General features: G+C 64.7%; 19 protein-coding genes. 5 read left to right on the top strand and 14 right to left on the bottom strand.

Annotated elements, in window-relative coordinates; all coding sequences use genetic code 11:
- Positions 1-10: 10 nt before the first annotated feature.
- The 3 genes from G7044_RS09255 to G7044_RS09245 are packed head-to-tail and all read right to left on the bottom strand — an operon-like array spanning position 11 to position 2,759.
- Entirely contained in the window at positions 11-781 is a 771-nt protein-coding gene (locus tag G7044_RS09255) for an ABC transporter ATP-binding protein (RefSeq protein ID WP_166328199.1), read from the bottom strand.
- On the bottom strand, positions 778-1,746 hold the full coding sequence (locus G7044_RS09250; RefSeq protein WP_166328197.1) for a FecCD family ABC transporter permease: 969 nt from the start codon (positions 1,744-1,746) through the stop codon (positions 778-780). The genes G7044_RS09255 and G7044_RS09250 overlap by 4 nt, the downstream gene beginning before the upstream one ends.
- On the bottom strand, positions 1,743-2,759 hold the full coding sequence (locus G7044_RS09245; protein WP_166328195.1) for a FecCD family ABC transporter permease: 1,017 nt from the start codon (positions 2,757-2,759) through the stop codon (positions 1,743-1,745). Before G7044_RS09245 ends, G7044_RS09250 begins: the two co-directional genes overlap by 4 nt.
- A 189-nt stretch (positions 2,760-2,948) precedes the next feature.
- Between G7044_RS09245 and G7044_RS09240 the strand changes: the two genes are divergently transcribed.
- A complete protein-coding gene (locus G7044_RS09240) occupies positions 2,949-5,120 on the top strand; it encodes a TonB-dependent siderophore receptor (protein WP_166328193.1) in 2,172 nt (723 codons plus the stop codon).
- Position 5,121: 1 nt separating this feature from the next.
- Positions 5,122-6,003 (top strand): alpha/beta hydrolase, encoded by an 882-nt coding sequence (locus G7044_RS09235; protein WP_166328191.1) that lies wholly within the window; start codon positions 5,122-5,124, stop codon positions 6,001-6,003.
- A 45-nt stretch (positions 6,004-6,048) separates the two neighbouring features.
- On the opposite strand, the gene G7044_RS09230 is transcribed toward G7044_RS09235, so the two are convergent.
- The 9 genes from G7044_RS09230 to G7044_RS09190 form a co-directional block, all read right to left on the bottom strand.
- Positions 6,049-7,032 (bottom strand): ABC transporter substrate-binding protein, encoded by a 984-nt coding sequence (locus tag G7044_RS09230; protein WP_166328189.1) that lies wholly within the window; start codon positions 7,030-7,032, stop codon positions 6,049-6,051.
- A gap of 34 nt (positions 7,033-7,066) precedes the next feature.
- Entirely contained in the window at positions 7,067-7,903 is an 837-nt protein-coding gene (locus G7044_RS09225; protein ID WP_407947396.1) for an ABC transporter permease, read from the bottom strand.
- Positions 7,900-8,763, bottom strand: coding sequence for an ABC transporter permease (locus tag G7044_RS09220; protein ID WP_166328187.1), 864 nt, complete (start codon positions 8,761-8,763; stop codon positions 7,900-7,902). Before G7044_RS09220 ends, G7044_RS09225 begins: the two co-directional genes overlap by 4 nt.
- On the bottom strand, positions 8,760-9,224 hold the full coding sequence (locus G7044_RS09215) for a GNAT family N-acetyltransferase (RefSeq protein ID WP_166328185.1): 465 nt from the start codon (positions 9,222-9,224) through the stop codon (positions 8,760-8,762). Before G7044_RS09215 ends, G7044_RS09220 begins: the two co-directional genes overlap by 4 nt.
- Before the next feature lie 87 nt (positions 9,225-9,311).
- Entirely contained in the window at positions 9,312-10,106 is a 795-nt protein-coding gene (locus G7044_RS09210) for an ABC transporter ATP-binding protein (protein ID WP_166328183.1), read from the bottom strand.
- Entirely contained in the window at positions 10,103-10,519 is a 417-nt protein-coding gene (locus tag G7044_RS09205) for a VOC family protein (RefSeq protein WP_166328181.1), read from the bottom strand. Before G7044_RS09205 ends, G7044_RS09210 begins: the two co-directional genes overlap by 4 nt.
- 2 nt (positions 10,520-10,521) lie before the next feature.
- On the bottom strand, positions 10,522-11,973 hold the full coding sequence (gene hydA, locus G7044_RS09200) for a dihydropyrimidinase (protein ID WP_166328179.1): 1,452 nt from the start codon (positions 11,971-11,973) through the stop codon (positions 10,522-10,524).
- Positions 11,970-12,290, bottom strand: coding sequence for a hypothetical protein (locus tag G7044_RS09195; protein WP_166328177.1), 321 nt, complete (start codon positions 12,288-12,290; stop codon positions 11,970-11,972). Before G7044_RS09195 ends, hydA begins: the two co-directional genes overlap by 4 nt.
- On the bottom strand, positions 12,287-13,531 hold the full coding sequence (locus tag G7044_RS09190) for a Zn-dependent hydrolase (protein ID WP_166328175.1): 1,245 nt from the start codon (positions 13,529-13,531) through the stop codon (positions 12,287-12,289). Before G7044_RS09190 ends, G7044_RS09195 begins: the two co-directional genes overlap by 4 nt.
- Positions 13,532-13,623: 92 nt before the next feature.
- On the opposite strand from G7044_RS09190, the gene G7044_RS09185 reads away from it, so the two are divergent.
- Positions 13,624-14,235, top strand: a complete 612-nt coding sequence (locus G7044_RS09185; protein WP_166328173.1) for a TetR family transcriptional regulator C-terminal domain-containing protein — start codon at positions 13,624-13,626, stop codon at positions 14,233-14,235.
- A gap of 14 nt (positions 14,236-14,249) precedes the next feature.
- On the opposite strand, the gene preA is transcribed toward G7044_RS09185, so the two are convergent.
- Together preA and G7044_RS09175 are read right to left on the bottom strand one after the other, a co-directional pair.
- Positions 14,250-15,548, bottom strand: a complete 1,299-nt coding sequence (gene preA, locus G7044_RS09180) for an NAD-dependent dihydropyrimidine dehydrogenase subunit PreA (protein WP_166328171.1) — start codon at positions 15,546-15,548, stop codon at positions 14,250-14,252.
- Positions 15,541-16,881: an NAD(P)-dependent oxidoreductase gene (locus G7044_RS09175; RefSeq protein ID WP_166328169.1), complete on the bottom strand. Its 1,341-nt coding sequence runs from the start codon at positions 16,879-16,881 to the stop codon at positions 15,541-15,543. Before G7044_RS09175 ends, preA begins: the two co-directional genes overlap by 8 nt.
- On the opposite strand from G7044_RS09175, the gene G7044_RS09170 reads away from it, so the two are divergent.
- Together G7044_RS09170 and G7044_RS09165 are read left to right on the top strand one after the other, a co-directional pair.
- Complete coding sequence (locus tag G7044_RS09170; RefSeq protein ID WP_166328167.1) at positions 16,874-17,209, top strand: hypothetical protein; 336 nt, start codon at positions 16,874-16,876, stop codon at positions 17,207-17,209. The two genes, G7044_RS09175 and G7044_RS09170, sit on opposite strands and share 8 nt — an antisense overlap.
- Positions 17,206-18,396 carry an isochorismate synthase gene (locus G7044_RS09165; RefSeq protein WP_166328165.1) on the top strand — a complete coding sequence of 397 codons (1,191 nt, stop codon included), beginning with the start codon at positions 17,206-17,208 and terminating at the stop codon, positions 18,394-18,396. Before G7044_RS09170 ends, G7044_RS09165 begins: the two co-directional genes overlap by 4 nt.
- Positions 18,397-18,403: the final 7 nt, after the last annotated feature.

The following is an 18,403-nucleotide window of genomic DNA, read 5'->3' as shown; positions in this document are numbered from 1 at the left end:
CGTTTCTCCCTCAAAGCGGCAGGACCAGCGGCGCGCCGTGCAGCGGGTCGGCGATCACCTTGGTTTCCAGCCCGAAGACCTGCCTCAAGATCTCGTCCGCGATGACCGATTGCGGCGTGCCCTGCGCCAACACAAGACCGTCGCGCATCGCCACCACATGATCGGCAAAGCGCGCCGCAAGCGAGATGTCATGTAGAACCATGACGACGCTGCGCCCGTCCTGTCGGTTCAGTGCCCGCAGCAGCTTCAGCAGATCGAGCTGGTGGCGCAGGTCAAGAAATGTCGTCGGCTCATCCAGCAGCAGCCAGCCGGTTTCCTGCGCCAGCGCCATGGCGATCCAGACGCGCTGACGCTGCCCGCCGGACAGATCGCTGACGCGGGCATCGCGCAGATCGGTGACAGCGGCGGCCTCCATCGCGCGGGTGACGGCGGCGCGGTCCTCTGGTCCAGGCGGCCGAAAGGGGCGCAGCCATGGCGTCCGGCCCCGGGCGACCAGTTCGGCCACGCGAATGCCTTCGGGCGCGATGGGGGATTGGGGCAGCAGCGTCATCCGCTGGGCGATGGCTTTGGGACGCAGGGTCGCAATATCGTCGCCATCCAGCAGAACCTGCCCGGCTTGGGCGCGGGTCAGACCACCCAGGCCCCGCAGCAGGGTCGATTTTCCGCAGCCATTTCGGCCGATGATGGCGGTGACCTGTCCTTGCGGCAGGTTCAGGTCCAGATCGCGCAGGATCGGTTGCCCGCCATAGCCGAGTGTCAGGTTTCTGGCCGCAAGGCTCATGCCGTTTTCCTTTCGATATCGCCGCGCCATAGCAGCCAGATCAGCCAGGGCGCGCCCATCAACCCGGTAAAGACCCCCGCCGGCAGCAGGGCATAGGGTGCAGACAGCGTGACCATCAGATCGGCCAGCAGCATGATCAGCGCCCCGATCATCGCGGCGCCGATCAGATCAGGGCCCGCGCCATTCGCCAGCCTGCGCGCAATCGGCCCGGCCATCAGCCCAACAAACCCGACCGGCCCGACCACCGCCACGCCCGCCGCGATCAGCGCGGCAATCAGCAGCACCAGAACCGGCCGCGTCAGGTGGACGGGGATACCCAGGCTTTGCGCCAGATCGTCGCCCATCTCCATCCTGTCCAGCGGGCGCGCGATCAGTGCCGCCACCAGCAGCAGGACCGGCAGGACCGCCCATATCAGCCGCGCATGCTGCCAGTGCCGCCCGTTCAGCGACCCGGTCAGCCACAGCATTGCATCGCCGGCAACCGTATCGCTGGCCCGGCTGAGCAGCAGCCCGGTCATCGCGCTGGCGGTCAGCGAAATGCCGATGCCGGTCAGGATCAGGCGGCTGACCTCGGGCTGACGCCCCGCCAGCGCCAGCAGCAGGACGGGCGCCGCCACTGCGCCACCGACCGCGCCAGAGGCGACAGCGAAGCCGTTCGCCCCCGCCAGCAGCACAGCGACGGCACCCAGCGAGGCGCCCGCCGTCACCCCCATCATCTCTGGCGCGGCAAGGGGGTTGCGAAACAGCGACTGGCTGATCGCGCCTGCAATGCCGAAGGCAGCACCCGCACCGATGGCAGTCAGCAGCCGGGGCAGGCGCAGCTCCCAGACCAGAAACCACGCTTTCGCCTCTGGCCCCTGATGCAGCACCTCCCAGAGGTCACGGATGGTCACCAGATTGCGGCCAAGGCAAAGCGCCGCCAGAAACACCAGCAGCAGGGCGGCGATGACCGGCGCGCGCCTCATCGCGCCACCCGTCCGATCAGGGCCAGAAAGGCGGGGCCGCCGATCAGCGCAAGAATGATGCCGGTCTGGATCTCGGCCGGGCGGGCGACGATGCGCCCGATACTGTCGCAACCCAGCAAAAGCGCCGCCCCCATGGGGCAAGCGGTCAGCAGCCCCGGCAGGATCGACGGCCCGACCAGCCTGCGCGCCAGATGCGGCACGATCAGCCCGACAAATCCGATCGGCCCGGCCAGTGCGACGCTGCCCCCCGCCAGCAACGCGACCGCCAGCAGGGCAAGGGCTGCCGTCGCCTCGGGGCGGACGCCGAAGCTGCGGGCGGTCTCTGCGCCAAGCGCCAGCGCGTCGATGCGCCGCGCCAGCAATGCGGCAAGCATCAGCCCCGCCGCGACCGGCGGCCACAGCCATACCAGCCGGCCCGCGTCGTCGCCCGCCAGCGACCCGATGGTCCAGAAGCGGTAAAGATTGCGGGTGTCCTGATCCAGCAGCACGATGGCCGACACGAAGGCCATGCACAGGGCCGAGATTGCAACGCCCGCCAGCGTCAGCCGCAGGATGCCCGCGCGGTCCCCGGCTTTCGTGCCGCGTCCCAGAATAAAGACCGACAGCGCCGCAAACCCGGCGCCCAGCACCGCGATGGCCGACAGCGTCAGCGGATGGGTCAGATCCAGCAGCCAGATCGCCAGTACCACCGCCAGCGCCGCGCCGGCATTGACGCCCAGAATCCCCGGATCGGCCAGCGGGTTCCGGGTGATCTGTTGCATCACCAACCCGGCGGCCGCCAGCGCGGCGCCGGCGGCGATCCCGGTCAGGCTGCGCGACAGCCGCATCTCCATCACGATGGCGCCGGTTTCGGTGCTGCCGCCGCCCATCAGCGCCGCCCAGACCTCGGACAGGGCCAGTTCACGCGCGCCAAGCGCCAGCGAGGCCATCACAGCCGCGCCCAGCATGGTCATCGCCAACAGAGTTGCCCGTCCGATCGGAATTGCCGCACCCGCCTGGTCAAATTTCGTCATCTGGCTGGCAAGGGGCTGGCGGGGCAGATTTACGTGCGGGGGAAAACGCAGTCAAACGGAAACCCCCGAGGCCCCGGCGTTGACTTTTTTGTGAGCATGAACAATAGACACGGGCACCAAGGCTTTCCCCAGGCACTCATCGACCGGCTCGCGCCGATCTTGCCATTTCTTGCCTTGGGAGTCCCGCTTATGCCCCGTAAATCATCCACACGCGCAGCCAAGCATGGGCTTTCGCGCTCGTTGCGCTACACGACTGCGTTGATCCCGCTGGTGGTGCTGCCCGCGCAGGCGCTTTCGCAGGAACAGCAGGCAGGCGATGCCATCGTCCTGCCCGAAATCGTCCTGCAGGCGCTGCCCTTCACCGGCGAGATCGACGGCTATCTGGCCCCCGGCACCGAAACCGGCGTCAAGTCCGGCGTCCCGCTGGAGGAAGTTCCGCAGTCGATTTCCGTCGTCACCTCGACCGAGCTTGACCGGCGTGCCCCCGAGCAGGTCGAGGATGCGATCAAATATACGGTCGGCGTCAATGCCTCGACCTGGGGGATGGATGACCGCTTTGACCAGTTCTCGATCCGGGGTTTCGATCTGGGATCGGGCGCGCTGTATCGCGACGGATTGCCGCAGAAGGTGGTCGGCTTCACGGCGTTTTCCTCGCATCCCTATATGCTGGAACGGATCGACGTGCTGCGTGGTCCGGCGGGGGTGCTGTATGGGTCGAACGACGCAGGCGGCATGGTCAATCTGGTCACCAAGCGCCCCATTTTTGAACGCAAGGCCGAGGCACGGCTTGGCTATGGCAGCCACGATTCGGTCGAGGTTGGCTTCGATTACGGCAATGTGCTGAACGCCAGCAACACGCTGGCGGGGCGTATCACCGGGCTGTGGCGCGACGGCTCGACCGAGGTCGACAATTCCGATCAGGACCCGGCCTTCCTGGCGGGCGGGTTGACCTGGGCACCCAGCGATTTCACCTCGGTTACGCTGCTTGCGCAAGTGCAGAAGGATGACCGCACGCCCGCCATTATCTTCCCCATTGCGGGCGAGGATTACGACAGCGCCCTTGGCACGCTGCCCGATGATTTCGGCTACCGCGGGTCGCCCTACAACGATTTCAAGACCGATCAGCAATCCCTGGGGCTGGAGATCACGCATGAATTCTCGCCCGAGCTGGTGCTGAATTCGCGCCTTCGCTATGCCCATCAGGACACCGATTATCGCCACCTTTATCGTGACGGCCTGGGCGCGGCCGGCATCAGCTATACCGCCTTCCGTCAGGTCGAGGAGGCCCGCACCATCGGCGCCGATGTCAATCTGGAATGGCGCCGCGCCTTCGGTGCCGCCGAAAACAGCCTGACCGTCGGGGTGGATTATCAGCACGCAAGGCGCGACGCCGAGCAGTACTACAAGACCGGCGCCTATACGATGCCGTGGGGCGATATGTCCTATGACTTCGACGTGGCAGACCCGGCTTTGTCTGGACGCAACAAAACGACCTATAACGAAAGTGGGGTCTACCTTCAGAACCACCTGAAACTGGGGCAGGGCACGACCATCACGGCGGGCCTGCGCCGCAGCTGGCTGGAAAACGAGGCCGAGAACCGGCTGACCAAGACCTTCTCTCGGCGCAAGGATTCCGCGACCACAGGTATGATCGGCGCGACGCATCGCTTCGCCAACGGTGTCGCCCCTTATGTCAATTACTCGCAGGGCTTCATCCAGAACTCCGGGGTGACTATCGATGGCGATCCGTTGAAACCGTCGCGTAACAATCAGTTTGAGATCGGCGTCCGCTATATGCCAGCGTCGGGCGATCTGCTGCTCAGCGCGGCGGCGTTCGATCTGCGCAAGACGAACGTGAAGGACTACTATTTCGACGAGAACGGCAATATCGACTATACCCATGCGACCCAGGTGGGCGAGATCCGCTCGCGCGGCGTGGAACTGGAGGCGCGCGGCCGCCTGACCGGCGAATTGCAGGGCGTGTTGGGATATACCTATCTGGACACCGAAATCACCGAATCTGCCGATGCGCGCAATAAGGGCAATGAAAACGCCATGGCGCCGCATCATCAGATCTCGATCTGGCTGGACTGGGACGCGGCGCGGGTGCTGCCGGGGCTGACCATCGGCGGCGGGATCCGCTATCAGTCGGACGCCTATGCGACGCAGTTCAACGGCCGCGAAACGCCTTCGCACACCACCGCCGATCTGGCCGTGCGTTACGAGGCCGATCAATACGCGCTGGATCTGGGCGTCACCAATGTCTTCGACAAGGAGTATTACGGCCTCTGCTATGACAATCTCGGCTGCGCCTATGGTGAAGGTCGCCGGGCCAGCCTGACGCTGAGCCGCCAGTTCTAGCATGGTGGAACTGGTCAATCAGGGTGTCGCCAATTGCGGCGGCACCCGTTGGTTCGATCTGGCGGACAGCGTGACCGGCGCTGTCCGCCGCATCTTCCTGTGGCTGCCGCCGGGCGAGGCCCCGCCTTCGGGCTGGCCAGCGCTGTGGCTGCTGGACGGCAATGCGGTCATCGGCACGGCGGTCGACATCATGCGCGCGCAGGCCTTCTGGCCCGAGGGCACCAATGTCGGCTGGGGCGCGCTGATCGCCGTGGGCTATCCGACCGATGACGCCTATGACAGCTTCCGCCGCAGCTGGGATCTTGGCCCGCCTCCGGGCCGGACCTATCCGCCATTCCATGACGGCGGCGCCGAGGTCCGCACCGGCGGCGGGGCCGAGATGGCGCGCTTCATCCTTGAAGATGTCCGCCCGTTTCTGGCCGCCCATGTCCAGCTGGACGGGGAACGGCAATCGCTTTTCGGCCATTCCTTTGGCGGGTTGTTCGCGCTTTGGCTGATGTTCACCCGCCCCGACGCCTTCCGCAACTGGATCGCCGCCAGCCCCGCGATCACATGGGAGGACAGCTTTCTGCTGGACCACCTGAAAGCCTTCGATCCGACAGGCCGGGCGCTGGTGGTACATCTGTCGGCGGGCGAATGGGAAGGCTGTGACCTCGCGCCCTTCCAGCGCGACCGCGCGAGCGCAGCGGACCGGCTGGCGCAGAAAAAGCGGACCCGCACCGTATCAGCCGCGCGTGAGATGGCGGCGCATCTGTCCGATCTGGGCCTGAACGCCTCGTTCGAGCTTTATGCGGATGAGACCCATATGTCGGTCCTGCCGGTCGCCGTGAACCGCGCGGTGCATTGTGCATTCTCGCTGGACCCGCCAGCGGCGCCAATGTGACGACGCGCCCCATGCCGCGCCAAGGCAGGGGGCGCGCGGTCCCTGTCAGGGCTTCAGCGCCTCGTCGGTGACGGCATGGCTCCACGCGCCCTCGGGTTCTGCTGAAATCACCGGATCCGAGCCGCCGGCCATCAGGATCTTCACCGTGCGGTCGTAATCGGCCGGATCCAGACTGCCATCCGAGCCGGCTGTCAGCTTTGCAACCTCGGACATCATGCGCTTCTGATGCTCCTCGGTCTGGGCGCCGGTCTCGTCATGGTCCAGCACGATCATCGCCGCCTCGTCCGGGTTCTCCTCGGCATATTTCCAGCCTTCCATGCTGGCCTTGACGAAGCGGGCCATCTTCTCGACGAAAGCCGGATCGGCCAGCTTGTCCTCCATGACATAAAGCCCGTCTTCCAGCGTGGCGACGCCCTCATCTTCGTATTTGAAGGTCAGCAACTCCTCAGGCGTCATCCCGGCATCGATCAGCTGCCAATATTCGTTATAGGTCATGGTGCTGATGCAGGCGGCCTGACTTTGCAGCAGCGGATCGACGTTGAAGCCCTGCTTCAGAACCTCGACCCCGTCCGCCCCGCCTTCCGTCGGCAGGCCCAACGTCCCCATCCAGCTGAGGAAGGGATATTCGTTGCCGCCGAACCAGACCCCAAGCGTCTTGCCCTTGAAATCTTCCGGGGTCGCGACGCCGCTATCCTTGCGGCAAGTCAGCATCATCCCCGAAGCCTTGAAGGGTTGGGCGATATTTACCAGCGCCAGCCCCTTTTCGCGCGCGGCAAGTGCGGACGGCATCCAGTCGACCATGACATCGGCGCCGCCCCCCGCCATCACCTGCGGCGGCGCAATGTCCGGGCCACCCGGCTTGATGGTGACGTTCAGGTCCTGCGCCTCATAGAACCCCTTGTCGAGCGCGACGTAATAGCCGGCAAACTGCGCCTGCGTCACCCATTTCAATTGCAGGGTCACGTCATCGGCCGCAAACGCCGTTGCAGGCAACAGCGCCGCTGCAAGGCCGGTCAGAAGATGTTTCATCTTTAGCTCCCTGTTTGTGGGGTCATGGCCCCGGTTATGTCCGCTGGCTTGGATGCCAGAAGGTCAGCCGCGCCTCGATCAGCGCGACGATGCCGTAAAAGGCCGAACCCGCCAGTGCGGCCACGACAATTTCAGCCCAGACAAGCGGCATGTCCAACTGTCCCACCGCGGTTGAGATGCGAAACCCCATGCCGCGCGTCGGACTGCCGAAAAACTCGGCAACGATAGCGCCGATCAGCGCCAGCGTGGTGGAAATTTTAAGGCCGTTGAAGATGAAGGGCAGGGCGGCGGGCAGGCGCAGCTTCCAAAGCGACTGCCAATAGCCTGCGCTCCATGTGGCGATCAGGTCGCGTTGCAGGGCGTCGGTGGCGGCAAGCCCCGCAATGGTGTTCACAAGGATCGGAAAGAACACCATGACCACCACGACGGCGGCCTTTGACTGCCAGTCAAAGCCGAACCACATGACCAGAATCGGCGCGATGCCGACAATCGGCAGGGCCGCGACGAAGTTGCCGATGGGCAGCAGGCCCCTTTGCAGGAACGGGCTGCGGTCGATGGCAATGGCGGTGGCGATGGCCGCCGCCGCCCCGATCAGCCAGCCTGACAGCGCGCCTTTCAGGATGGTCTGAACAAAGTCGATCCACAGCGTCCGCGTGTTCGCGGCAAAGCTGGCGGCGATCTGGCTGGGCGCGGGCAGGATGACCGAGGGCACGTTGTAAGCCCGCACGATCATCTCCCACAGGATCAGGATGGATGCGCCAAAGATCAGCGCCACCAGCACCCGCGTCGCCCGCGTGTCGAACCGCGCCAGCCAGGCATTCAGGCCCCATGCCCCCAGCCAGACCGCCAGAATGGGCAGCGCTGCCATCATCGCGCCAGCCCCATGCGTTTCAGCGTCAATCGCTCGATCCAGCCGACGATCAGCACCAGTATCCCGGCCAATGCGGCGGCGGCGAACAGCGCGGACCAGATCTGCACCGTCTGCCCGTAATAGCTGCCCGACAGCAGCCGCGCACCCAGCCCCGCGGTCGCCCCCGCAGGCAACTCGCCCACGATGGCACCCACAAGGCTGGCCGCAATCGCGACCTTCAGGCTGGCAAACAGATAGGGCATGGCCGAGGGCAGCCGCAGCCGCCAGAACACCTGATTGGCGGACGCGTTCCACGACCGCATCAGGTCCAGTTGCATCGCATCGGGCGTGCGCAGCCCCTTCACCGTGCCGACCAGCACCGGAAAGAACGACAACCAGGCAGAGATGATCGCCTTGGGCAGCAGCCCGGTCACGCCCACGCTGGCCATGACCACGATCACCATCGGCGCAATGGCCAGGATCGGCACCGTCTGGCTGGCGATGGCCCAGGGCATCACCGACTGGTCCATGGCGCGGTTATGCACGATCCCGGCGGCCAGCAAGATCCCGGTCAGGCTGCCGATGGCAAAGCCCGCCAGCGTCGCCGAAAGCGTCACCCAGCCATGCCAGACCAGACTGCGTTTCGAGGTGATCTTCTGCCCCGCAATCCCCTCCCACAGTCCGACGGCCACCTGATGCGGCGCGGGCAGCACCGGCCTTTCCTGCGCCATGGTGTTCTGGAACAGTGCGGAAAATGTCGGCTCGATCCCCTCGCGCGCAATTTGCTGGTTGGCCCAGTTGAGGTTCAGGAAATAGGCCGCGACATACCAGACCGCGATGATCGCCAGAAGAACCGTCAGCACCGGCAGGATGCGGTTCATGCGGCCTCTCCCCTGCGCCAGCCAAGCCGGACATCGGGCAGGGCTTCCTCGTTCTCGCCCTCGCTTCGCTCCAACTCGGCAAATCCCTGCCGGGCATAGAAGCGCCGTGCACCGTCGTTCTGCTGAAAGGTCCACAGCCAAAGCTGCGCATGTTCCGCCTGCGCTTCCTGCATCAGCGCGGTGCCGATGCCGCCCCCGCGCGGCCCGACGAAAAGCGCGGTAATCTCCTCGCTCGCCGCGTCCACCGACAGATAGCCCGCGACTGCCTCGTCCAGTTCCGCGACCAGAATGCGGCGTTTGACGAAAGCCCCCTCGCGATAGTGCCGCGCCATCTCCTCGGTCGTCCGGCTGCGCGGCGGCATCCAGTCGGTCGCGTCGATCCAATCGCTGTGAATGGCGGCGCAAGCGTCCATATCCTCCAACCGGGCAGGGCGGATAATCGAAGCCGAGGCCAGCGTCATATTGCCCCCGTCCGCGCCTGATTGGCGTAGCTACAGGGTGTGTACGCGCGGTGTACGCCCGGTGTACGCATTGTGCGGCGGGTCGGCTTAGTCATAGCTGTGCCCCTCGCGCAGCCCCTCACGGACGTCTTGCGCGACGGCGATGAAGTCGGACGAGTCGCGGATTTCCAGCGGTCGGGTCCGTGGCAGAGGGCTGTCAATGACCCTCGTAATCCGCCCCGGACGTGGCGACATGACCACGATCTTCGTCGAAAGATACACCGCCTCCGGGATGGAATGTGTAACGAATACAATGGTTTTCCCGGTCCGCGCCCAAAGGTCCAGCAAGGCCTCGTTCAACCTGTCGCGCACGATTTCATCCAGCGCCCCAAAGGGTTCATCCATCAGCAGAATGTCGGCGTCAAACGACAACGCCCGCGCAATACTGGCCCTTTGCTGCATCCCGCCCGAAAGCTGCCACGGATATTTCCCGCCAAATCCCGACAGGTCGACCAGCTCCAGCACGCGGGCAACACGTTCGGCCCGATCCGCCTTGGAATATCCCATGATTTCAAGGGGAAGAGAGATATTCTGCGCAATCGTCCGCCACGGATAAAGCCCCGGCGCCTGAAAGACATACCCATAAGCCCGCGCCTTCCGCGCCTCATCCGGCGTCATCCCATTCACGGTCAAGCTTCCGCCCGTCGGCGTCTCCAGCGCCGCAATTGTCCGCAGCAAAGTCGTCTTTCCGCAGCCCGAAGGCCCGATGAAGCTGACAAAATCGCGCCGGTTGATGGTCAGATCGACGCCCTTCAGAGCGTGGACCGGGCCATCAGCAGTCTGGAACGTCAGGTCGATCCCGCGCGCTTCAACGACCGGATCGGCGGCGGAGGGCGTGGTCATTCCGGCATATCCCATAGTTTGGGTGAGGCAAATTCTATCGAGTTTCCGGCGGGATCGCGGACATAAACCGAACGCGCGCCGTTCGGCCAGAAGAAGTCGCTTTCGATGGCCACGCCCGCGCCGGTCAGCCGGGCCACCCAGTCATCCAGCGCTGCCATGGGCACCGAAAAGCACAGATGCCCCGGCCCAATGGCACCATGAGGTGGCACTGGCAGGGTGTCAGGCGCAGGTGGCTCGCGGGTGGCCTCAGCGCGAAAGATCAGCACGACAGTCGTGTCGCAGCGGAAGAAAATATGCCGCCCTTCCTTGGCCGTAACCAACTCGAGCCCGATCACATCGCCATAAAAGCCGCGCGCGGCGTCGAGATCATCGGCATAGAGCGCGGCTTCCAGAACCCCAAGCATGGGCGGCATTTTCAGACCCCCGTCGCCGGTATTCCAGACCGTTCCACCGGCCTCGGCGCGGTCAGTTCCTTCCACGCGCTCAGCGCCCGGTTCACCGTGCCGCGCGGCTCTCGGGCGACGAATTTGCCATGGCCTTCGCGGCTGTCCACCTTTCCTTCGGTCACGGCAAGGACGCCTCTGGTCAGCGTGTAACGCGGCAGGCCCTTGACGCGCTGTCCCTCGAATACGTTGTAATCAATAGAAGATTGCTGGGCCCCCGCGCTGATCGTCTTTTCCGCCTCGGGGTCCCAGACGACCAGATCGGCGTCGCTGCCCACCAGCACGGCGCCCTTCTTCGGATACATGTTCAGGATCTTTGCGATATTGGTCGAGGTGACTGCGACAAATTCATTCGGCGTCAGCCGCCCGGTATTCACCCCATGCGTCCACAGCATCGGCATCCGGTCCTCCAGCCCGCCGGTGCCGTTCGGGATCTTGGTGAAATCGCCGATGCCGGTGCGCTTTTGGTCGGTGGTGAAGGCGCAGTGATCCGTCGCCACAACCGACAGACTGCCCGATTGCAGCCCCGCCCAAAGGCTGTCCTGATGCAGCTTGTTGCGGAAGGGCGGCGACATGACGCGCCGCGCGGCATGGTCCCAGTCCGTGTTAAAATATTCGCTTTCATCCAGCGTCAGGTGCTGGATCAGCGGCTCTCCCCAAACGCGCTTGCCCTGCTGGCGTGCGCGGCGGATGGCCTCGTGGCTGTCCTCGCAGCTGGTATGAACGACATAGAGCGGCACGCCAGCCATGTCGGCGACCATGATGGCGCGGTTGGTGGCCTCGCCCTCGACCTGCGCCGGGCGGGAGTAGGCGTGGGCCTCGGGGCCGGTATTGCCATCGGCCAGCAGCCGGGCCGAGAGTTCCGCCACCACATCGCCATTCTCTGCGTGAACCAGAGCAATCCCGCCCAGATCGCCCACCCGGCGGAAGCTGGCGAAAAGCTCGTCATCATTCACCATCAGCGCGCCCTTGTAGGCCATGAAATGCTTGAAGCTGGTGATGCCGCGCTTCACCACCTCTTCCATCTCATTGAAGACCTGTTCGCCCCACCATGTGATCGCCATGTGATAGCTGTAGTCGCAATGCGCGCGGCCCGATTTGTTGTCCCACATCTGCAGGGCGTCCAGCAGCCCCTGCTGCGGTGACGGCAGCGCGAAATCCACCACCATCGTCGTTCCCCCCGCCAGCGCCGCGCGGGTGCCGCTTTCGAAATCATCGGCGGAATAGGTGCCCATGAAAGGCATTTCCAAGTGCGTATGAGGATCGATCCCGCCCGGCATGATGTAACAACCGGTTGCGTCGAGTTCGGTGTTGCCCGACAGGTTCTCGCCAATCGCCGCGATCTTGCCGCCCTCGACCAGCACATCCGCCTTATAGGTCAAGTCGGCGGTGACGATGGTTCCGTTCTTGATGACTGTGGTCATGCCTCGTCTGCCTTCCTTGTATACTTGAGATCTGTCAGCCGCTTCCGTGCTTTTCCAAGTTCTTCACTTGTGAACAAGGAGTGGAATTCGGGATTTTCCAGGACAAATGCCTCGACGGTAAGGTCGAGCCTGCCGATTTCCCATAGCCTCGCGAATCCCTCAGAAGGATCGGTCTTGTTAATCAGTGCCTTGGCTGCTGCCAGGCCGCCTCGCTCATGCAGCATCTTGAGGAAGTAACTTCCATTATACCTCGCCTCTTTCAGCGTCCTTCGATAGAGACCCTCCAGCGACGTGTTTAGCTTTTTCTCAAGACTCACCGCACCACCTCTGCCGCTTCCAGCACCGCATGCAGCAGCACATCGGCCCCCGCGGATGCCCATTCCGGGCTGATCTCCTCAGCCTCGTTATGGGACAACCCATCCACGCAGGGGCACATGATCATCACGGTCGGCGCAACGCGGTTGATCCAGCAGGCGTCGTGGCCCGCGCCACTGACGATGTTCATGTGGGAATAACCCAGATGTTCGGCAGCACCGCGCACCATATTCACCAGCCCTTCATCGAAGGTGACCGGGTCGAAATGGCCGACCGGCTCGGTCTCGATGCCAAGACCCAATTCAGCGGCGATCTGCGGGGCTTGCGCCTCGATCTCGGCGCGCATGGCATTCAGTTTCTCAAGCTGGGGTGAGCGGATGTCGATGGTGAACACCGCCTTGCCGGGGATCACGTTGCGGCTGTTCGGATAGACATTGGCCTGTCCTATCGCACCCACGGCATCCGGCTGGTGATCCATCGCCACCCGATGCACCATCTCGATGATCCGCGCCATGCCGAGGCCCGCATTCACCCGCATGTTCATGGGCGTGCTGCCCGTATGCGCATCCTTCCCGGTCAGCGTGACCTGCAACCACCACAGGCCCTGCCCGTGGGTGACGACGCCGATCTGCTTGCCCTCTGCCTCTAGAATAGGGCCCTGTTCGATGTGATATTCGAACATCGCATGCATGGGGCGACCACCAACGGGTTCCTCGCCGCGCCAGCCGATGCGGTCCAGTTCATCGCCGAATTTCTGGCCATCCGCATCCTCGCGGGTGTTGGCGAAATCCTCGTCATGCACGCCGGCGTAGACACCGGAGGCCAGCATGGCGGGCGCAAAGCGCGTGCCTTCCTCATTCGTCCAGTTGGTGACGACGATGGGGCGCCGGGTCTTCAGGCCCATGTCGCGGATGGCGCGGATGACCTCCAAACCCGACAAAACGCCCAGCACGCCGTCATATTTGCCGCCCGTCGGCTGGGTATCCAGATGACTGCCGATATAGACCGGGTCGGCGTCCGCCTCGGTGCCTTCGTGGCGCATGAACATGTTGCCCATGCGGTCGACGGACATGGTCATGCCCGCATCTTCGCACCAGCTTTTGAACAAGCGGCGGCCTTCGGCATCGGCATCGGTCAGGGTCTGGCGGTTATTGCCGCCCGCCACGCCGGGGCCGATCTTCGCCATCTCCATCAGGCTGTCCCACAGCCGTGCGCCGTCGATCCTGATATTGTAGCCTTCCATCCGGTCCTCTCTGTCCTTGGCGGTCAGGGCTTTGACCTTGCCCGCATATTCACGCTAACTGCGCGAGGATACATGTCAACATTCCCGGCCAGATGACTGCAGCAGCCCCGCCAAGTCGCATCCGAAAGCGTAATACGAAGGCAATCCTGGCCGCGGCTTTGGACGTGTTTTCGACCGAGGGGTTCCGCGGCGCGACGCTGGACCAGATCGCCGAGGCGGCGGCGCTGTCGAAGCCGAACCTGCTGTATTACTTCCCCTCGAAAGAGGCGGTGTATCTGGCGCTTCTGGGATCCGCGCTGGAGGAGTGGCTGGACCCCTTGCGTGCCATCGACCCCGGCGGAGAGCCGGTTGCCGAAATGCTGGCCTATATCCGCGCCAAGCTGGCGATGAGCCGCAGCCATGCCCGCGAAAGTCGGCTGTTCGCCGGCGAGGTGCTGCGCGGCGCCCCCCATATCCACGAGGTTCTGCATGGTCCGTTGCGCGAACTGGTCGATGAAAAAGCAGCGCTGATCGCGGGATGGATGGCGGCGGGGCGGCTGGCGCCAAGTGATCCCCATCACCTGATCTTCTCGATCTGGGCGCTGACCCAGCATTACGCCGATTTTGCCCCTCAGGTGCAGGCTGTGCTGGGCGACGGCCGCGACCCGATTGCCGAGGGGCAGAGCTTTGCGGAAACGCTGTTCCGGCGCATGCTGACCCCCTGATCGCGGCCCTTCCGTCATTCGGCGGCCTTGGCCAGCGGGTTGTTGGGATGCGTGGTCCAGTTCGCGAAGGCCGCGACCTTGCTGCCGGTGCGCGGGTCGACCTCGCCCAAGGGCAGTTCGCGCATGGTGATGCAATCCTCGACCGGGCAGACATCTACGCACAGGTTGCAGGCGACGCATTCGTCATCCTTCACCTCGAACACGCGGCCCGGCAGCATGGCGATGGCCTGATGACTGGTATCCTCGCAGGCGGCATAGCAGCGGCCGCATTTGATACACATGTCCTGATCGATCTGCGCCTTGGTGACGTAATTGAGGTTCAGATATTGCCAGTCGGTGACATTCGGCACTGCCCGCCCGATCAGATCGTTCAGCGTGATCTCCTTTTCATCAAGGTACTGGCCGAGGCCCGAGATCATTTCCTGCACGACCTTGAAGCCGTAGGTCATCGCCGCCGTGCAGACCTGCACATTGCCTGCCCCGAGCGCCAGAAACTCTGCCGCGTCGCGCCATGTCGTCACGCCGCCGATGCCGCTGATCGGCAGGCCCCGCGTTTCGGCTGAACGCGCGATTTCCGCGACCATGTTCAGCGCGATCGGCTTCACCGCAGGTCCGCAATAGCCGCCATGTGCACCCTTGCCGTCAATGGTCGGTTCAGGCGCGAAAAGGTCCAGATCGACCGAGGTAATGCTGTTGATCGTGTTGATCAGGCTGACCGCATCGGCCCCGCCACGCTTCGCCGCCTCGGCGGGCTTGCGTACATCGGTAATGTTTGGTGTCAGCTTTACGATGCAGGGCATGCGGCTGTATTGCTTCACCCAACGCGTCACCATCTCGATATATTCCGGCACCTGACCGACGGCGCTGCCCATGCCGCGCTCGCTCATCCCGTGGGGGCAGCCGAAGTTGAGCTCGACCCCGTCGGCGCCGGTGTCTTCGATAGCGGCGAGGATGGATTTCCAGCTTTCTTCCTCGCAAGGCACCATCAGGCTGATAACAAGCGCGCGGTCGGGCCAGTCGCGCTTGACCTGCTTGATCTCGCGCAGGTTCACCTCCAGCGGGCGGTCGGTGATAAGTTCGATATTGTTTAGCCCAAGCACCCGGCGGTCAGCGCCATGGACGACGCCGTAACGCGGGCCGTTGACGTTCACCACCGGCGGACCTTCGGCGCCGAGCGTCTTCCAGACCACACCACCCCAACCGGCTTCGTAAGCGCGGCGGACGTTATATTCCTTGTCGGTGGGCGGGGCAGAGGCCAGCCAGAACGGGTTCGGGGACTTGATCCCCACGAAATTCGAACGCAGGTCAGCCATTTTCCCCTCCCATCAGGTAGATGTGCATGTCTTCGGCGGCGTCGCGGCCCTGTGCCACGGCGCTGACGGTCAGATCCTCGCCCGCCTCGGTGCAGTCGCCGCCTGCCCAGACGCCCGGCAGCGCGCTGCGTCCGGGACCAGTTACGGCCAGCTTGCCACCCGCCACGACCAGCCCGTCGGGCATGACCGCCAGCCGTTGGCCGATGGCCGATAGAACCTGATCGGCGCGCAGTCGGAACGTCTCGGCCAGGTGCTGCAAGCCTGCGGGGCCGTCTTCGGTATAGGCGAACTCGATTTCGGCCGCCGATCCGTTCTTGTGCAGCGCCACCGGCGCGGCGTTGGTGCGGATCCGCACGCCCGAGGCAGTCGCGTGGACCTGTTCATAGCCCGAGGCAGACATCCGGTCCTGCCCGCGCCGATAGACGATGGTGACGTTTTCGGCCCCCAGCAGGCGCGACTGGACGGCGGCATCCACCGCCGTCATTCCGCCGCCGATGACGACCACGTCGCGACCGACAGGCAGGCTGGCCAGATCGGTGGTCTGGCGTAGCTCGGCGATGAAATCGACCGCATCGCGCAGAACCCCGTTCGCGGGGCCGAGCCCGGCATCGTTCACACCCCCCAGGCCGATGCCCAGAAAGACGGCATCGAAACTGTCGCGCAGATCTGTCAGCGTCACATTGCGGCCAAGTGCCTTGCCGCATTCCAGCGTGATGCCGCCGATCCCCAGCAGCCAATCGATCTCGCGCGCGGCGAATTGTTCGGTGGCCTTATAGGCGGCGATGCCGAATTCGTTCAGCCCGCCGGGCTTGGGGCGTGCCTCGATGATGGTTACGTCATGGCCCAGCATGGCCAGCCGATGCGCGGCCGCCAGCCCCGCCGGGCCGGCGCCGACCACTGCCACCCGCTTGCCGGTAGCCGCAGCACGCGCGAAGGGTTGCGGGGCCTGCATGGCCACATCGGTGGCATAACGTTGCAGGCGGCCGATCTCGACCGGCTTACCTTCGGCGGTTTCACGGACGCAGGCGCCCTCACACAGGGTTTCGGTGGGGCAGACGCGGGCGCACATGCCGCCCAGAATGTTCGACGACAGGATCGTCTCTGCCGCCGCTTCCGGGGTGCCGGTGGCGATCTGGCGGATGAACAGGGGAATGTCGATGCCGGTCGGGCAGGCGGTCACGCAGGGCGCATCATAACAGAAATAACAGCGGTCTGCGGCGACGGCGGCCTCGTGCGGCTGCAGGGCGGGGTCGTAATTGGCGAAACCTGCAAGGATGGTGTCCGCAGGCAATCGCGCGGCGGCAAGTCCTGGTGTCAGAGGCGAGTTGGTCACGATTCTGGCTCCCGTTATGCGGTGGCTGGGATCAGCATGCCACGGGTTCGATTTTTATCAATTGGTAAAATTTGCACCGGCCGACTTCCTGGGCTGTGCTGCCGCATCCTTGGGCAGTTGCGACAGGGCAGGCCAGAGCCTGATTGTTGCGCCTTATCGGCGCCGTTCGGCCGACCGGATTGTCCACCCGTTGACTTTACCCCAGTCGCATAAGATGACGCTGTTATCGGCAGCCTCGGCAGGGAATTTTGCCCGCCTCGCGACCTTTTCCCTGCAACTTTCGGCGCAAGCCGACGCCAAGGGCGGAAGCGGTCGCGAGATTCCATGACCCAGTATTTTGATGACATGACCTGTGCGCAGCACAGTGAGCCAATGATATTTTCCTTTACCGGCCCTCATGGCCAGATCCACGGCGGCGGGGCTGCACAGCCGGTACCGCGGGGGCCTGCCGATACGCTGGCAGACCGGCTGGGGGCGATACGCGCAGGCGGCGGGCGGGGCGTTATCGGTGGCGCGCTGCCCTTCAGCCGGCAGGACGACGATTACCTGTGGCAGGCGCGCAAGGTCAGCCGCCGCACTCCGCCCCGCGCTGTCGCGCCGCCGCGCGGGCCGGGCTTTCGCGACATGCGGGCAGAGCCCTCGCCCACGCTTTACGCCGCGTCGGTCGCACATGCCCTGCGGTTGATGGACCGCGATGCGGCAGCGCTGTCGAAGGTGGTTCTGGCGCGCACTCTCGCGGTCGAGGCCGACAGCCCGATCCCGCAGGACGACATCTTTCGCCGCATCGCGCAGGACCAGACCGTCACCGCATTCCGGGTGATGCTGCCCGACGATCCTCGACATGGCGCATGGACCGGCCGCGCGCTGATCGGCGCCACGCCCGAGCTGCTGATCGACAAGGCTGGTGCGCGCATTTCTTCGCATCCGCTGGCCGGATCGGCGCGGCGCATGGCCGACCCCGAACAGGACCGGGCGGCGCGCGAGGGGCTTGCGGCCTCGGACAAGGACCGGCGCGAACATGCGATCGTCGTTGAATATATCCTTGATACGCTGACCCCGCTGTGCCGCGATCTTGGCTGTCCCGAGGGCACGACCATCACCAGCACCCGCAGCATGTGGCACCTTGGCACCCGGATCGAAGGGGTGCTGCGCGACCCTGAAACCCCCTCGGTCCTGCTGGCGGGGATGCTGCATCCGACCCCCCCGGTCTGCGGTCTGCCCTGTGCCCGCGCCGCCGGGCTGATCCAGCAACTGGAACCCGTCGACCGCCAGTTCTATGCCGGCGCCGTCGGCTGGTGTGACCTCGGCGCGCAGGGTGATGGCAGCTGGTACGTTGCCATACGCTGCGCCGATATCTGCGGCCCCTATGCGCGGCTTTACGCAGGCGCGGGCATCGTTCCCGGATCTGATCCCGCCGCCGAGGCCGCCGAGACCGGCGCAAAATTCGGCGCCATGCTGCAAGTTCTGGGCCTGCCCGGCGATTCCGGCATGCCCCCCGCCTCCTGCGAATTCTGAGGAACGA

This window comes from Paracoccus xiamenensis (assembly GCF_011308835.1).
Classification (GTDB): Bacteria; Pseudomonadota; Alphaproteobacteria; order Rhodobacterales; family Rhodobacteraceae; genus Paracoccus; species Paracoccus xiamenensis.
This window is presented reverse-complemented; position numbering and strand designations above follow the sequence as displayed.

Coding starts and splice junctions, on each gene's coding strand:
- G7044_RS09255 (WP_166328199.1), bottom strand. CDS start 781: ATGAGCCTTGCGGCCAGAAACCTGACACTCGGCTATGGCGGGCAACCG.
- G7044_RS09250 (WP_166328197.1), bottom strand. CDS start 1,746: ATGAGGCGCGCGCCGGTCATCGCCGCCCTGCTGCTGGTGTTTCTGGCG.
- G7044_RS09245 (WP_166328195.1), bottom strand. CDS start 2,759: ATGACGAAATTTGACCAGGCGGGTGCGGCAATTCCGATCGGACGGGCA.
- G7044_RS09240 (WP_166328193.1), top strand. CDS start 2,949: ATGCCCCGTAAATCATCCACACGCGCAGCCAAGCATGGGCTTTCGCGC.
- G7044_RS09235 (WP_166328191.1), top strand. CDS start 5,122: ATGGTGGAACTGGTCAATCAGGGTGTCGCCAATTGCGGCGGCACCCGT.
- G7044_RS09230 (WP_166328189.1), bottom strand. CDS start 7,032: ATGAAACATCTTCTGACCGGCCTTGCAGCGGCGCTGTTGCCTGCAACG.
- G7044_RS09225 (WP_407947396.1), bottom strand. CDS start 7,903: ATGATGGCAGCGCTGCCCATTCTGGCGGTCTGGCTGGGGGCATGGGGC.
- G7044_RS09220 (WP_166328187.1), bottom strand. CDS start 8,763: ATGAACCGCATCCTGCCGGTGCTGACGGTTCTTCTGGCGATCATCGCG.
- G7044_RS09215 (WP_166328185.1), bottom strand. CDS start 9,224: ATGACGCTGGCCTCGGCTTCGATTATCCGCCCTGCCCGGTTGGAGGAT.
- G7044_RS09210 (WP_166328183.1), bottom strand. CDS start 10,106: ATGACCACGCCCTCCGCCGCCGATCCGGTCGTTGAAGCGCGCGGGATC.
- G7044_RS09205 (WP_166328181.1), bottom strand. CDS start 10,519: ATGCCGCCCATGCTTGGGGTTCTGGAAGCCGCGCTCTATGCCGATGAT.
- hydA (WP_166328179.1), bottom strand. CDS start 11,973: ATGACCACAGTCATCAAGAACGGAACCATCGTCACCGCCGACTTGACC.
- G7044_RS09190 (WP_166328175.1), bottom strand. CDS start 13,531: ATGGAAGGCTACAATATCAGGATCGACGGCGCACGGCTGTGGGACAGC.
- G7044_RS09185 (WP_166328173.1), top strand. CDS start 13,624: ATGACTGCAGCAGCCCCGCCAAGTCGCATCCGAAAGCGTAATACGAAG.
- preA (WP_166328171.1), bottom strand. CDS start 15,548: ATGGCTGACCTGCGTTCGAATTTCGTGGGGATCAAGTCCCCGAACCCG.
- G7044_RS09165 (WP_166328165.1), top strand. CDS start 17,206: ATGACCCAGTATTTTGATGACATGACCTGTGCGCAGCACAGTGAGCCA.